Raw genomic sequence first — 15,468 nt, forward strand, 5'->3', positions numbered from 1 at the left:
TATGAATAAAAAAATATTAGTAATAAATGCTGGTTCTTCATCAATGAAATGATCATTATTTAATAAAGAAGATTTTAAAGTTATAGCTTCAGGAATCGCAGAAAGAGTTGGGATAGCTAATTCTTTTATTAAAATGTCATTTGGTGATAATGGTATTAAAAAAGAAGTTGAAATGCAAAATCATAAAGAAGCAGCAAATAAAACACTTGATTTATGACAAGAAAATAAAATTATTAATTATTTAGATGAAATTGAGTTAATCGGATTTAGAGTAGTTCATGGTGGTGAATATTTTAAAGATTCTACAAAATTAACAAAAGAAGCAATTGAATTAATAGATGAATGTTCAAAATTTGCTCCATTACATAATCCTGGAGCAATCCAAGCAATTAAAGCTATGCAAGAAGTTTTACCTAATGCTAAAATGAGTGCTAGTTTTGACACAGCCTTCCATACTTCTATTCCTGATATTAATTCAAAATACGGGATTAATAAAGAATTTGCAGAAAAATACGGCATTAAAAAATATGGAATGCATGGAATTAGTCATAAATTTATTACATTAAAATTAGAAAAAATTTTAAATAAAGAAAAAATAAATTTTGTTAATTTACATATAGGAAATGGAGCATCTTTATGTGCTATTAAAGATTCTAAATCATTTGATACATCTATGGGATTTACTCCATTAGCGGGCATAATGATGGGAACAAGAAGTGGAGATATAGATCCGGCGATTCATGAATATGCAACCGAAGCTGCTAATATTTCTTTAAAAGAATTTACCAATTTATTAAATAAACAATCTGGATTATTAGGTGTTTCTGGTATTTCATCTGATATGAGAGATTTGGTTCAAAGATACAAAGAAAATGATCAAAATGTAATTTTTACTTTAAATTTATATATTCAAAAAATTGTAGATTATTTAGTTAACTACATTAATAAAGTTGGTAAAAAAATAGATGCATTAGTTTTTACAGCAGGAATTGGTGAAAATTCTAGTTTTATTAGAGAATTAGTTATTGAAAAATTAACCTTACCAAATTTAAATATTGAACTGGATAAAGATAAAAATAATGTTTCACCTTCAGAAATTAAAGATTATACATTAATTTCTTCTTCTAAATCCGACATTCCTGTTTATGTAATAAGAACTAATGAAGAATTACTTATTGCACAAGACGCATTAAAATTATATGAATAAAGCAATATTTGCAGGTAGTTTTGATCCTTTTCACGAAGGGCATTTAAATATTTTACAAAAAGCTTTAAAAGTATTTGATTTTATATATGTTGTAATAACTAGAAATCCAGATAAAAAGCAAATAAGTTCATTTCAAGAAAAAAAATCAATAGTTCAGCAAAAAATAGATAAACTTAAAAATGTAGAAATATTGATTAACGATAAAGAGTTGACTGCAGAATTTGCAAAAAAACTAGATGTTAAATTTTTAATAAGAGCAGCAAGAAATGATATAGACTTTAGTTATGAATTAGAACTTGCATATGGAAATAAAGAAATTTACAGCGAATTAGAAACAATTTTATTTTTTCCAGATGAAAAAAACCGAGAAATAAGTTCAACATTAGAAAGACATAAAAAAATTTATGATAAAGGATTTTAGATGTGAAAATTTATAGTATCTTCTTCAAAAAAAGAAAATTGATATTTTCATAAAGGAAAAGAAATTTGTTTTATAGGTAGATCTAATGTTGGTAAATCTTCTTTAATAAACGCTCTTGCAAACACAAAAATAGCAAAAACTTCAAATACTCCCGGTAGAACACAATTAATTAATTTTTTTGAAAACAACGACCAAAAAATAATCGTGGATTTACCTGGTTATGGATATGCTAAAATGTCAAAATCTCTTTCTGAAAAAATGTTCAATATGATTGAAGAATATTTTACTTTTAGGGAAAATTTAGATACTACTTTTTTACTTTTTGATTCTAGAATTGGATTAACTGATAATGACAAAAGTATGTTAGAATTTTTAGAATTTTTAAATAAAAAAATTATTTTAGTTGCAACTAAAATAGACAAATTAAACCAGTCACAATTATATAAAGTCAAAAAAGAAATCGAATTATTAAATAAATATGAATGTTTTTTTGTTTCTTCAACAAAAAAGAAAAATTTAAATTTATTAATTCAAAAAATGGATGAAATTTTAATGTAAAATAAAATCTATTTAATTGATATAATTTTATTAGTAGGATTATTTGTTCATAAAAAATCATCTTAGTTGAATATCAAAACAAATTTTACTACTGATTTAATTTATATAAAGTTAAACATAATTTAATAATATAAATATAAAAAAAAGAAAGGAAAATTATGGCAAATTTATTTAATCCAAATAATAACAATGAACCAAAAGGATTTGAACCTACAGTTGATAATAGTGCAAAAAAACCTGTTTGTTCAGTAGCGGCAAAAGTATTTTTCTGAGTTTTTGGAACATTACTTCTATTTTTTGCACCAATTTATTTCTTAGTTAAAAGAAATGGATTTTTAAGACAACAAAATGAAATCAATGAGGCAGCTGGTACAATCGAAACTCAATTAGCTAAACGTAGTGATACATTAATAAAATTAGTAGATCAAGTTAAATCACACAAAAATTTTGAACAATCTATTCTTACTGATGTAACTAAATTAAGAAATATGACTAAAAGTATTGATAATGCTTCTCAAGTAGAAGGTTTAACTAATTCAGTTTTAGGTAGATTGATTGCTGTTTCAGAAAACTATCCAGATTTAAAAACATCAGCACTTTATGGTGAATTAATGGAACAAACAAGTTATTTAGAAAGAGAAATAGCTGCAGCAAGAAGACTATATAATAGTAAAGTTAACACATTTAACACTTCTATTTTAGTTTTCCCAGCAACAGTTATATCAAGTTCATTACACTTAGAAACTTATCCATTATTCCAAGCAAGCGCACAACAAAGACAAGATGTTTCTATGAAAGATTTATAAAATTAGATGAAAACAATAGACAATTATAAAACATTTTCAGAGTTTCAACATATTTCAAAAGAAACAATTTATCCATTTATTAAAAATACAATAGATGAAACTTTTGATAAGACAAAAGATTTACAAGAAAAAATAAAAAAAGCACATTTAATTTTTTCTATTTTTATAATCACAACACTAGTTTTACTTGGATTATCTATTTTATTTGTTGTTATTTGATTACTTCAAAAAAATGTTTCTTTAACAGTAGCTGCATTAGTTTTCTTTGTTTTAGGTTTAATAAGTTCTTTGGTAGCTTCAATATTTATGAAGAAAAAGAAAAATTTAATTTTGATGCTTCAACTTGAAATTCAAAAAAACCTCAATGTTCCTTCTATTTATAAAGAAAGCATTAAAGTTTTAGATGAAACCTATGATTATAAAATAAATAAAGAAATTGACGAAAGTAATAATTTTAGTTTAGATAAAAGACACATTGAAGAAGTTCAAAGTGATTTAGCAAGAAGCTATGATAAAGTTGTTTTAGAAAGCAAAACATCAATTAAAAGAGTTTTAATTAATCAAAAATATCCTGTTGTTTTTTTAAACTTAAAATGAAAATGTATTGATTATGCTAAGAAAAAAGGGGATAACGATAGAGTTACATACGTAGATAACGGTATTATGCAAATCGATACAACAGTGCTTGGTGATAAAGGTTTTGCCTTTGAATTATTTAGATCATCTTTTTTTAGTAAAAAAAACATAGAGAAATTAGAAAATAAAGATTTTGTTAAAACATTTTCTCCACGTTCAAATAACGAATTAAAAATAAGACAAATGTATACACCTCTTGCAATGGAACTATCACTAAAGAGATATCATGATAAAAACGGTGTTCAAATTACAGGATTACATTTATTATCATCAGGATCTAGAATTTATTATACTTATAATTGTAGTTTTGGTTTTATGGAACTAGATTTTCCAAAATCATCTGATAAAGTTAAAATTTTAAATAAAGTTTATAATGATATATTAGTTGATGTTTATTCTCTATATTATCTAATTTCATTGATTAATAATACTACACTTTATTTACAATAATAAAAAAATGAGATTTAAGTATCTCATTTTTTATTTTCCAAATTTAAATAAACAAATATCGCCATCTTGCATTTCGTAATTTTTTCCTTCTAGACGCATTTTTCCTTGTTCTTTAGCGTTTTTTTCACCACCATTATCAATATAATCACTATAACTAATTATTTCTGCTTTTATGAATTTTTTTTCAAAATCGCTATGAATAATTCCTGCACATTGTGGTGCAAACATTCCTTTGGTGAAAGTTCAAGCCCTAACTTCTTTAACACCTGCTGTAAAATAAGTTGCTAAATTTAAAAGCTTAAATGCTTCTCTTGTTAAAATTTCAAGTCCTGAATATTCTAGTTTATATTCATCTAGAAATATTTGTTTATCTTCGTCATTTAATAAACTAATTTCATATTCTAATTGGATAGAAATAGGAAGTAATAAATTATTGTAAGAATCAACAAGAGTTTTAAGATTATAAAAATGCTTATTATTCAAAGGATTTTCTATATCTTCTTGAGAGATATTTCCAACATATAATATAGGTTTTAATGTTAATAACTGGTAACCTTTGACAATTTTTAATTCTTCTTCTGATAAATTAACGTTTCTTGCTGGAATATTATTATCAAATGCTTTTTTGAGTTTTAAAGCAACTTGATATTCCGCCTTTACATCTTTATCACTACTATTGAGTGCTTTCTTTTCTACCCTTTTAATTACATTTTCAATTACTTGCATATCAGCAAGTAATAATTCTAAATTAATTACTTCCACATCGTTTTTAGGATTTATTTCATTTGCAACATGTAAAATATCTTTGTTTTCAAAGCAACGAACAACTTGAATAATTGCATCTACTTCTCTTATATTAGATAAAAATTTATTACCAAGACCTTCTCCTTTAGAAGCTCCTGATACTAACCCTGCTATATCAACGAAAGTAAAGGTTGTTGGCAAGATTCTTTCAGGATTAACAAATTTTGCAATTTCGTTTAATCTTTTATCTTTTAATTCAACTATTGAAATATTTGGTTCAATAGTTGTAAAAGCATAATTTGCTGATTCAGCTTGCACTTTTGTTAATGCAGAAAACAAAGTGGATTTTCCTACGTTAGGTAATCCAACTATTCCGGCTTTTAATGACATATTTCTCCTTTAAAAAATCTTTAGAGTATTGCTCTAAAGATTTTTATATTATTTTCTAATTCTTTCAGATACGAATGGTAATAATGCAATAATTCTTGCTCTTTTGATAGCTGTAGATAATAATCTTTGATGTCTAGAACATGTACCAGTTAATCTTGAAGGATGAATTTTTCCATGACTACTAATATATTTTTTAAGTAATTCTGTGTTTTTGTAATCAATATATTGCATTGATTCTAAACAAAAATTACAAGGTCTTTTTTTGAATTGTTTTTTTACTTTACGATTAATCATTTTTCTCCTTAGTTAATTATAAAAAACTTTCAACATCTCAATCTGTTTCTTCTTCATCATCATTTAAAGTAGTTTTTTCTACATTATTTTTTGATGAATATTCTGAATTATTTACAGTTGAAAATGTTGGTTCTGCAGGATTTGTTGCTGAAACAGAAGGGTTATTATTAATATTTTTTCTTCTATTTTCGCTTTCTTGCTTGCTTTCTAATAAAGTTACATTTTCAGCAGAAACTTCATTTGAAGTAACGTTTTGTCCTTGATTATTAACAAAACTATTTGTAGCAAAGGAACCTTCCACAAGGATTCTAGAACCTTTTGATGCATTTCTTGCTAAAAATTCAGCACTATTTCTTCAAACTACAACAGGTATAAAATCAGTAATTTCATTGCCATCATTAGTTGAATATCTTCTTGATACAGCAACTGTTAATCTTAAATAACTAATATTAGATTTAGTTTTATTTAATTCTAAATTATTCGCTATTCTTCCTATTAATATAACTTTATTCATTGCAAACTCCCTTATTATTCTTTATTTTCAGTTTTTTTTGTAACTCTTGTTCTTTTAACAACTTTTTTTTCTTCAGCTTTTGTTTCTTTATTTTGTTCTGAATTTTCAGAATTAGAATTTTCTTTTGAGTTTTGTTGATTTTTAAAGAATGAAAGTTTACGTTTTTTAGGTTTTACTTTTCTATTTAAACCTTTTTCTGTGTCTAAGTTAACAACAAGACTTCTTCAAATTGTTTTTTGAATGTTTGTTTTTCTAACAAATTCAGCAATTTTGCTTTCTTCTGATTCTACATTCATTAAAACAAAAATTCCTGTTTTAGATTTATTGATTGGATAAGCTAACTCAGTTCTATCTAATTTTTCTACACTTTTAACACCATTTGAAAAAACTTCTTTTGCAATTTTTTCTGCTAATGCAACATCTTCTGTTGGTGCTAAAATTAGCATAATTTCGTATTTTGCCATTTTGGCTCCTTTCGGTCATCAGGATCTTTTTTCAAGATCAAGGAGTATATATTAGAAATACTCTTTTGAATTATATAATATTTTGCTTAATTATCTATTAAATTTGTAAAAAGATTTTACTTAAACATATTTTCTTATACAAAATATAATACATTTTTTTATTATATATTAATTAAAAAGTGTTATAATTAAATAGTTACTTGTGTAACCATTCTAAAAAGGTAGTGACTAAAAAGTCCAATCATTTATAAAATGAACCTCAAAGATGAGCCATATGAGGAGGAAGCATGTTTGCAATAATCAAAACTGGTGGAAAACAACTTATTGTTAAATCAGGAGATACAATTTTTATTGAAAAAATTGATGGAAACGAAGGAGACAAAGTTTCTTTTAACGAAGTTCTTGTTCTTGATAAAAAAGTTGGAACACCTTTTGTTAAAGGTGCAGTTGTTGAAGGTGTAATTGAAAAACAAGGAAAAGCTAAAAAAATCGTTGTTTATCGTCACAACCCTAAATCAACTCATAAAAGAAAATTAGGTCATCGTCAACCTTATACTCGTGTAAAAATAACAGAATTGAAAGGATAATTTAAAATGGCAAAAACCAAAGCTGGTGGTTCTACTAGAAACGGTAGAGATTCGATAGGTAGACGTCTTGGTGTTAAATTAAGTGATGGTCAATTCGCAACTGCAGGAGCAATTATTTTCAGACAAAGAGGAACTAAAATCTTCCCTGGAAATAATGTTGGACGTGGAAACGATGACACATTATACTCACTAATTGACGGATATGTAAAATTCGAAACAAAAAGAAACAGAAAAGTTGCTTCTGTTTATGAAGAAAGAAAATAGAAAAAAAACTTAAAAAATAACTAGATTTAATCATCTAGTTATTGTTTTATTCTGTTTAATGTAAATTATGATATAATTCCATAATCATTACTATTAAATATAACACAAAATTAATTAAAAAAGGAAGAAAAATGGAAAAAAAATTCAAAATTAGAAAATTTGGACCAATAACTGAAAGAAGAGATTATTCAAAAACTAAACATACGTTAGAAACTCCTGATTTTCTTGAAACACAAAGAAAATCATTTAACTGATTTTTAACAGATGGTTTAGATGAATCATTGAATAAAATTTACCCTATTGTTTCTGCAAATGGAAAAATTGAAATTCAATACATACCTGGTTCAGTAAGAGTTGAAATTCCAAAAGATGAATTTCAAGCAATTAAAGAAGCAAAACAAAAAGGAACATCTTATACAGGGAAAATAGTTGGTTCTTTAAGAAAACATACTGTGGAAACAGGAGAAATTGACGAAAGTACAGATATTATTTATGGAGAAGTTCCTTTAATGACAAGTGGTGGTACTTTTATCATAAATGGTTCTGAAAAAGTTATTGTTGCTCAGTTGATTAGATCTGCTGGGGCATATTTTGGTAAAAACGTTCGTAATAAACAAGCGGATGACTTGTTTAACAAAGTTGAAATTATTCCACAACTTGGATCTTGAATTGAAATTTTCCACAGAGTTACAGGTAACTCAATTGATACAGTAAAAATTAGAATTGATAAACATAAAAACATTCCTTTAACCACTTTTTTAAATGGTTTAGGTTTGAAAAAAGAAACAATGTTACAACTATTTGGTAATTCAAGTGTTTTAAAAGAGTCAATTAAAAAAGAAAAAATCGAATCCAGTAAAGATAATTTAGAGTTAATTTATAGAATTATTAGAAAAGGAGATAGAATCACCGATGAAGCTATTTTCAATTTAATTCCTTTAACTTTATTTAATGACAGAAGATACAATTTATCTAAAACTGGTAGATACATGTTGAATAGAAAGTTAAATTTAGTTGAAAGAATTTTAGAAACTTATTTAGCAGAAGATTTAACAAATGACAAAGGGGAAATTCTTTACAAAAAAGAAACTTTTATTACTCCAAAACTTGCTTTAGAAATTCAATCTCAATTTGATAAAGGTATCTTAAAAACAGTAGACATTCCAGATATTACTTCTCAAGTTTATGGAAAACAACTTGATATAAATCCTTCTTTAGAAAAAAGAACAAAAGTAATTATGGTAAAAGTATGACCAAACAAAAGATCTTTAGAAAATGGCAAAGATCCTATTTTAGTTATTGCAAACGATCCTACTTCTACAGAAATGCATTTATTAATTTCTGATATTATTGCAACCATTTCATATTACTTTAATTTAATTGATAATTTAGGAAAAGAAGATGATCCTGACTCACTTGTTAATAAAAGAATAGTTGGAGTTGGTGAATTATTACAAAACCAATTCATTGTGGGACTTACTAAACTAGAAAAACACGCAAAAGAAAAACTATCTACAAAAGAAATGGATAAAATTACACCTAAAAGTATTCATAATAATAAACCAATTTATAACCAATTTAAAACATTTTTTAACTCTTCAAAATTATCACAATTTATGGATCAAATTAATCCACTTGCTGAAATTGCAAACAAAAGAAGAGTTACATCTCTTGGACCTGGAGGTTTAAATAGAGATACAGCTCAATTTGAAGTTCGTGACGTTCATGCAACTCATTACGGAAGAATTTGTCCTATTGAAACACCTGAAGGACAAAACATTGGACTTATTTTAAACCTTGCTTCTTATTCGAAAGTTGATGATTACGGATTTATCCAAACTCCTTATTATGGAGTTGAAAACGGAATCATTAACTATGATAAAGTTTACTGATTAACAGCAGTGCAAGAATATGGTTTTAAATTTGCTCAATCTTCTGTTGATGTTGATGAAAATAACAAAATTTTAGGGGATAAAATTACTGTTAGAAAAGATCACGAATATTTAATTGTTAAACCTGAAGAAGTTGATTATATTGATGTAGCTTCAAAACAAATGACTTCTATTGCTGCAAGTACCATTCCATTTTTAGAAAACGATGATGCTAACCGTGCATTGATGGGCGCAAACATGCAAAGACAAGCAGTACCATTAATTGAATCTGAAACTCCACTAGTTGGAACTGGTGCTGAATATGATGTTGCAAGATATGCTGCAACCAATTTAAAAGCAAAGAAAGCTGGAGAAGTTGTTTTTGTCGATTCACAACAAATTAAAATAAAAAGTAGTGACAAAATAAACGAAATAATCGATTATAATTTAAGAATTTTTGAAAGATCCAATCAAGGAACTGTTATTAATCAAAAACCAATAGTAAAAGTAGGGGATAAAGTTGAAGCAGGACAATTAATTTGTGATGGTCCTTCAACTAAAAATGGAGAATTAGCTCTTGGTAAAAATGTGCTAGTTGCCTTCTCTACATGACATGGATTCAACTTCGAGGATGCTGTTATTATAAGTGAAAAATTAGTTAAAGATGATGTCTTTACTTCTATTCACATTGAAGAGCAAACTATTCAATTTAGAGCATCAAAAGCAGGAGATGATATTCTAACAACAGATATTCCAAATGCTTCTTTACGTTCAAAAAGACATTTAGATGAAAACGGGATTGTTCGTGTTGGTTCTGAAGTAAGTACAGGAGATATTCTTGTTGGTAGAACCAGTCCGAAAGGAGAAGATAATCCAACTCCTGAAGAAAAATTAATGAATGCAATTTTTGGTAATAAATCTTCAAATCAAAAAGATACATCATTAAAAGTAAAACACGGAGATGCTGGTACAGTTATTGATGTGCAAATTCTTTCAAGAGCACAAGGGGATTCACTAGAAGACGGAATTGATAAAATTGTTAAAGTATTTATTGCTCAAAAAAGAAAAATAAAAGTTGGGGACAAAATGGCTGGTCGTCACGGAAACAAAGGGGTTATTTCTCTTGTATTACCAGTAGAGGATATGCCATACTTAGAAGATGGAACTCCAATCGATATTCTATTAAATCCACAAGGGGTTCCTTCACGTATGAACATTGGTCAAGTACTTGAATTACACCTTGGAATGGCTGCTAGAAAACTTAATGTTAAATTTGTTTCTCCTGTATTTGACGGAGTAAAAAATAACGACATAACAAATGTTTTAAAAGAAGCTAACTTACCTACTTCTGGTAAATTTAAACTATACGATGGAATTACAGGAATACCATTTGACAACGAAGTATCAGTTGGTGTTATGTATATGTTAAAACTACAACACATGGTCGATGACAAAATGAATGCTCGTAGTGTTGGACCATATTCACTAATTACTCAACAACCATTAGGAGGTAAATCTCAAAATGGTGGACAAAGATTTGGAGAAATGGAAACCTGAGCATTAGAAGCATTTGGTGCATCTACTGTTTTACAAGAATTATTAACATATAAATCTGATAACATTCAAGGAAGAAATATTCTTTATAATGTTTTAGCAACAGGAGGAAAAATTCCTAAACCTGGAATGCCTGAATCATTTAACGTTTTAGCTTATGAATTAAGAGGTCTTGGAATCAAATTAGAAGTGCACAAAAAAGAAAACTACCTAAAAGACGAAGAATTTGAACAAGATTTTAGTAGTTATGAAGAAAATAACATTAGTATTGAAGACGAATTTTCACCAGAAATTATTAATGATTATAATTTAATTAGTGAAAAAATTGATACTCATGAAAATAATTTTGAAGAAGAAGAAGGAGATTATTAATGATTAAGAAGGAACCAAATAAAATTACAAGAAAATACGCAACAATTGATGAAAATTCTATTGATAAAATTTCACTTTCTCTTGCTACTTCTGAAGATGTTTTAGAATGATCACATGGTGAAGTTACTAAACCAGAAACCATTAATTATAAAACATATAAACCAGAAAGAGAAGGGTTATTCGATGAGTTAATTTTTGGACCTATTATTGATTATAAATGTTCAATTTGTGGAAGAAAATATAAAAAATCCAACGAAGGAACTCTTTGTTCTGCAACAGATCAATGTAAGGCATTAAAATCTGAAATTTTACCAAAAATTTCTAGAAGATCAAGAATGGGACACATTGAGTTACAATCACCAGTTGTGCACTTTTGATTTTTCAGAATTGATCACTCAATTATTTCTAAATTACTTGGAATAAAAACAGAAGACTCAAATAAAGCAGTTTCTAAATCATCATTAGAATCCTTAATTTACTATAAAGCTCACATTATTTTGGAATCTGGAGACATCAAAGCATTACCAAAAAATCAAATTATCGAACTAAATGAAGCTGGAGTTATTTATAGAGATGCATTAATTGAAATTCGTTCCCGTTATAAAGAAGGAACTGAAGCTTATGAAGAATTATCAGAAGCTTTAAAAGATTTAACTGAACTTGCATCTTCCAAAATTGGTAAAGAATACGGAATTGATTTTTATGAATTAAATGAAATTATTGAAGAGTATTCGGATGCTAAAATTTCTACCGGTTCAGCGGCTATTGAATACTTATTAAAAAATATTAATCTTGAAGAAGAAAGAGATAAAGTTAAAAAACAAGTTGATGAAATTCAGCAATTAAGTCCTGAAAAACAAACATCAACAAAAATTCAAGAAAGAGATAAATTGTATAAAAGATTACAAGTTATTAACTCTTTTATTAACTCTCAACAAAAACCAACTTCTATGTTAATTAAACATTTACCAGTTATTCCTGCTGATTTAAGACCATTAATTCAATTAGATGGTGGAAGACACTCAACTAGTGATATTAACGAACTTTATCGTCGTATTATTATTAGAAATAACCGTTTAAAAGGATGAATGGAAAAAGATGCTCCAATCTTGATAATTCAAAATGAATTAAGAATGATTCAAGAAGCTGTAGATGCATTAATTGATAATCAAAGAAGAAGTCCTTCTCCAGTTTCGGCTAAAGATGGAAGACCATTAAAATCTATTTCTGACGCTTTAACAGGTAAAAAAGGGAGATTTAGACAAAATTTACTTGGAAAAAGGGTTGATTATTCAGGGCGTAGTGTTATCGTTGTTGGTCCAAATCTAAAAATGAACCAAGTTGGTATTCCACGGGAAATGGTTGCAAAACTATTTGAACCATGAATTATCAAAAGATTAACTGAGCGTGAATTAGCTTCTTCAATTAAAAGTGCTAGAAAAATGATTGAAGAATTAAATCCAATCATTTGACCACACGTTGATGAAGTTATTAAAGGAAAATTAGTTCTTTTAAACCGTGCTCCTTCATTACACCGTTTATCAATTAGAGCTTTTGAACCGATTTTAGTTAGAGGGCGTGCTATTAAATTGCATCCGCTTGTAACAGCAGGGTTCAATGCTGACTTTGATGGTGATCAAATGGCTGTTCACGTTCCTATTTCTCCTGAAGCAATTAGAGAATCTAGAGAATTAATGTTTGCAAATAAAAACATTCTTGGACCTAAAGATGGTGAACCTATTGTTAACCCTTCACAAGATATGATTCTTGGTTTATACTATTTAACTAAAGAAGAACAAGAAGAAAGCGGTAGAAAAGGAGAAGGAAGATATTTTGCAGATTACGATGAAATGATGAGAGCTCACGAAGTTGGTGTTGTTTCATTACACGCAAGAGTTGCTTTACCTTTTGAAAAAGTTAAAAAAACTTTAGAAACTTCAGTTCAAGGATACGTAGTTTCTACAGTTGGTAAATTTATTTTTAACAATGCTTTTCCAGATAATTTCCCATTTGTTTTTGACACAAATGTAGATAATTTATATGCAGATCAACAAAAACAATTAGAAAAATATGTTATTAAAAAACATGGAAACATTCCTGAATTTATTAAAGCATTACCATTAAATGAACCACTAAACAAAAAACATATTGCTAAAATAATAAGACAAACTTATGACAATTTTGATATCGTGGTTTCAATGGAAGATGTAGCTTCTGTTGTTAAAAAAATAAATTATGAAAATTATAAAGATGTTTTTCAATATTATTCAGAATTAATTGATTACAAAAATGAAATAATTTCTAGCAAACATGCTTCCAATTTAACTAAATTTACAATTGAAGAATTTGAAAACATATATAAAAGAGTTAAATACAGAAACAATAACATTGATAGAGAGTTAGAAAAAGAAGAAAAAGCAGAATTATTGGAAAAAATTTGATTTAAATATACAAATTTAGTTGCTGAAATTCTAGATAAAATTAAAGATTTAGGTTTCACATATTCAATGCTTTCAGGTACTTCAATTTCCATTGGAGATATTAAATTAGCTCCAAGAAAAGATGAATTTATTAAACAAGGTGAAGAACACACTGCTAAACTTAATAAATACTTTAGAATGGGAATGTTAACCGATGATGAAAGATATATTTTAACCATTGAAAAATGAACCAAAATTAAAGATGAAATTCAAAAAGACTTAAATACAGTAACTTTACAAGAACCAAATAACCCTATTTTTATGATGATGAAATCAGGAGCAAGGGGAAATATTTCTAACTTCGTTCAATTAGCTGGAATGCGTGGATTGATGGCTAATAACGTTAAAACATTAAAAGCCGATGCTGAAAATGAGCGTGTGGTACGTTCTACTGTTGAAGTTCCAGTTAAAAGTTCTTTCCTTGAAGGATTAACTTCTTATGAATTTTATTCTTCAACTCACGGTGCTAGAAAAGGGGGAACCGATACTGCTCTTAACACAGCTAAATCAGGTTACTTAACTCGTCGTTTAGTTGATGTTGCACAAAATATTGTAGTAACTCAAAAAGATTGTGGTTCAGACTTTGGGTTTTTAGTAAAAGAAATCATCGATACTAAAACCAATTCTACAATTGTTTCTTTATACGAAAGAATTGAAGGAAGATATACTAATTCACCTGTAATTCACCCAGAAACAGGCGAAATCATAATCGAAGATAATAAATTTATTACTCCTGAAATTGCACAAAAAATTATTGATGCTAACATAAAAGAAGTAGATATCCGTTCTATTTTAAGTTGTCACACTAGAAATGGTGTATGTAAAAAATGTTACGGAAAAGATCTTGCAACCAATAGAATTGTTGCAATCGGAGAAGCTGTAGGGATTATTGCTGCTCAATCAATCGGTGAACCTGGTACACAGTTAACAATGCGTACATTCCATACAGGAGGGGTTGCTGGGGTTGAAGATATTACAGGAGGTTTTGCTAGATTGATTGAATTAATCGATGCTTTTGAACGTCCATGAGGAAAACCAGCACAAATTTCTCCAGTTAAAGGTTATGTAAAATCTATTGATCAATTAATGGATAAAGAAAGAAATCAAACAGATGATAAGTTAGTAAAAGTTGCTTATATAAATAAAGATGGTGAAGAATTAGAAAAAGTATTCCATGTCCCTGTAAATAGAAAATTAAGAGTACAAGTTGGTGATTCTATTACTCCAGGACAAAAAATTACAGAAGGTCCTATTATTTTAAAAGAGTTACTAAACTACACTGATGCTCGTAAAGTACAAAATTATTTATTAAAAGAAGTACAAAGACTATATAGAATGCAAGGAATTTCCATTAGTGATAAATATATAGAAATTATTATTCGTCAAATGCTTTCTAAAATTTTAATTACTGATGCAGGAGATTCAAACTTATTTGTTGGATCTTTAGTTGATATTTTTGAATATCAAGAAGTTAATGGAGAATTACTATCTCAAGGAAAAAAACCTGCATTTGGTCAAATTGTAATTAAAGGAGCAAAACAAACTCCACTATTATCTGATTCATTCTTAGCTGCCGCTTCATATCAAGAAACTTCAAAAATTTTAGTTCACGCTTCAATTTCTTCACAAATTGATAAATTAGAAGGATTAAAAGAAAATATTATTGTAGGACATAAAATTCCAGCAGGAACAAACTCTAAATATGAAGCAAAATCTAAATATGATATTCAAGACCCAATTAATTACTTTAAAGACTAAAATTACAATAAAATAACATTTTGTTTAATTACAAAATGTTTTTTGCTTAATTGTAAGATCAAGTGCACCACTTTAAAGTAAAATTTAAAGTATGGGAC

At 27.5% G+C, this 15,468-nt stretch carries 12 protein-coding genes and 1 pseudogene; 9 read left to right on the forward strand and 4 right to left on the reverse strand.

The features are described from left to right. Position 1 precedes the first annotated feature (1 nt). The 5 genes from ACXX89_RS01980 to ACXX89_RS02000 all read left to right on the forward strand — a co-directional run bounded on the left by ACXX89_RS01980 (position 2) and on the right by ACXX89_RS02000 (position 4,078). Positions 2–1,207, forward strand: coding sequence for an acetate/propionate family kinase (locus ACXX89_RS01980; RefSeq protein ID WP_458557484.1), 1,206 nt, complete (start codon positions 2–4; stop codon positions 1,205–1,207). Further along, positions 1,200–1,628: a pantetheine-phosphate adenylyltransferase gene (coaD, locus tag ACXX89_RS01985; RefSeq protein WP_436359091.1), complete on the forward strand. Its 429-nt coding sequence runs from the start codon at positions 1,200–1,202 to the stop codon at positions 1,626–1,628. Before ACXX89_RS01980 ends, coaD begins: the two co-directional genes overlap by 8 nt. Then, positions 1,629–2,186, forward strand: coding sequence for a ribosome biogenesis GTP-binding protein YihA/YsxC (yihA, locus tag ACXX89_RS01990; RefSeq protein WP_436359092.1), 558 nt, complete (start codon positions 1,629–1,631; stop codon positions 2,184–2,186). Positions 2,187–2,344: 158 nt separating this feature from the next. Continuing rightward, a complete protein-coding gene (locus ACXX89_RS01995) occupies positions 2,345–2,992 on the forward strand; it encodes a LemA family protein (protein ID WP_436359093.1) in 648 nt (215 codons plus the stop codon). A gap of 6 nt (positions 2,993–2,998) precedes the next feature. After that, positions 2,999–4,078 (forward strand): hypothetical protein, encoded by a 1,080-nt coding sequence (locus ACXX89_RS02000; RefSeq protein WP_436359094.1) that lies wholly within the window; start codon positions 2,999–3,001, stop codon positions 4,076–4,078. Between the two features lie 30 nt (positions 4,079–4,108). On the opposite strand, the gene ychF is transcribed toward ACXX89_RS02000, so the two are convergent. From ychF to rpsF, 4 genes are read right to left on the reverse strand one after another with little or no spacing between them, the layout of a single operon-like run. Further along, complete coding sequence (gene ychF / locus ACXX89_RS02005) at positions 4,109–5,212, reverse strand: redox-regulated ATPase YchF (RefSeq protein ID WP_436359095.1); 1,104 nt, start codon at positions 5,210–5,212, stop codon at positions 4,109–4,111. Between the two features lie 48 nt (positions 5,213–5,260). After that, positions 5,261–5,506 carry a 30S ribosomal protein S18 gene (rpsR, locus tag ACXX89_RS02010; RefSeq protein WP_436359096.1) on the reverse strand — a complete coding sequence of 82 codons (246 nt, stop codon included), beginning with the start codon at positions 5,504–5,506 and terminating at the stop codon, positions 5,261–5,263. A 16-nt stretch (positions 5,507–5,522) separates the two neighbouring features. Beyond that, complete coding sequence (locus ACXX89_RS02015; protein ID WP_436359097.1) at positions 5,523–6,020, reverse strand: single-stranded DNA-binding protein; 498 nt, start codon at positions 6,018–6,020, stop codon at positions 5,523–5,525. A 14-nt stretch (positions 6,021–6,034) separates the two neighbouring features. Further along, positions 6,035–6,484 (reverse strand): 30S ribosomal protein S6, encoded by a 450-nt coding sequence (gene rpsF, locus ACXX89_RS02020; protein WP_458557485.1) that lies wholly within the window; start codon positions 6,482–6,484, stop codon positions 6,035–6,037. Positions 6,485–6,771: 287 nt separating this feature from the next. Between rpsF and rplU the strand changes: the two genes are divergently transcribed. From rplU to ACXX89_RS02040, 4 genes and pseudogenes are all read left to right on the forward strand, one after another. Beyond that, positions 6,772–7,071, forward strand: a complete 300-nt coding sequence (gene rplU, locus ACXX89_RS02025) for a 50S ribosomal protein L21 (protein WP_436359099.1) — start codon at positions 6,772–6,774, stop codon at positions 7,069–7,071. A 6-nt stretch (positions 7,072–7,077) separates the two neighbouring features. Then, positions 7,078–7,335 carry a 50S ribosomal protein L27 gene (gene rpmA, locus ACXX89_RS02030; RefSeq protein ID WP_436359100.1) on the forward strand — a complete coding sequence of 86 codons (258 nt, stop codon included), beginning with the start codon at positions 7,078–7,080 and terminating at the stop codon, positions 7,333–7,335. A gap of 131 nt (positions 7,336–7,466) precedes the next feature. Further along, on the forward strand, positions 7,467–11,132 hold the full coding sequence (rpoB, locus tag ACXX89_RS02035) for a DNA-directed RNA polymerase subunit beta (RefSeq protein ID WP_436359101.1): 3,666 nt from the start codon (positions 7,467–7,469) through the stop codon (positions 11,130–11,132). Further along, positions 11,132–15,025 (forward strand): annotated as a pseudogene (locus ACXX89_RS02040) (DNA-directed RNA polymerase subunit beta'); the annotation flags it as partial. The gene rpoB and the pseudogene ACXX89_RS02040, both read left to right, overlap by 1 nt. Positions 15,026–15,468 lie beyond the last annotated feature (443 nt).

It is taken from the genome of Mycoplasma sp. 1012 (assembly GCF_054343455.1).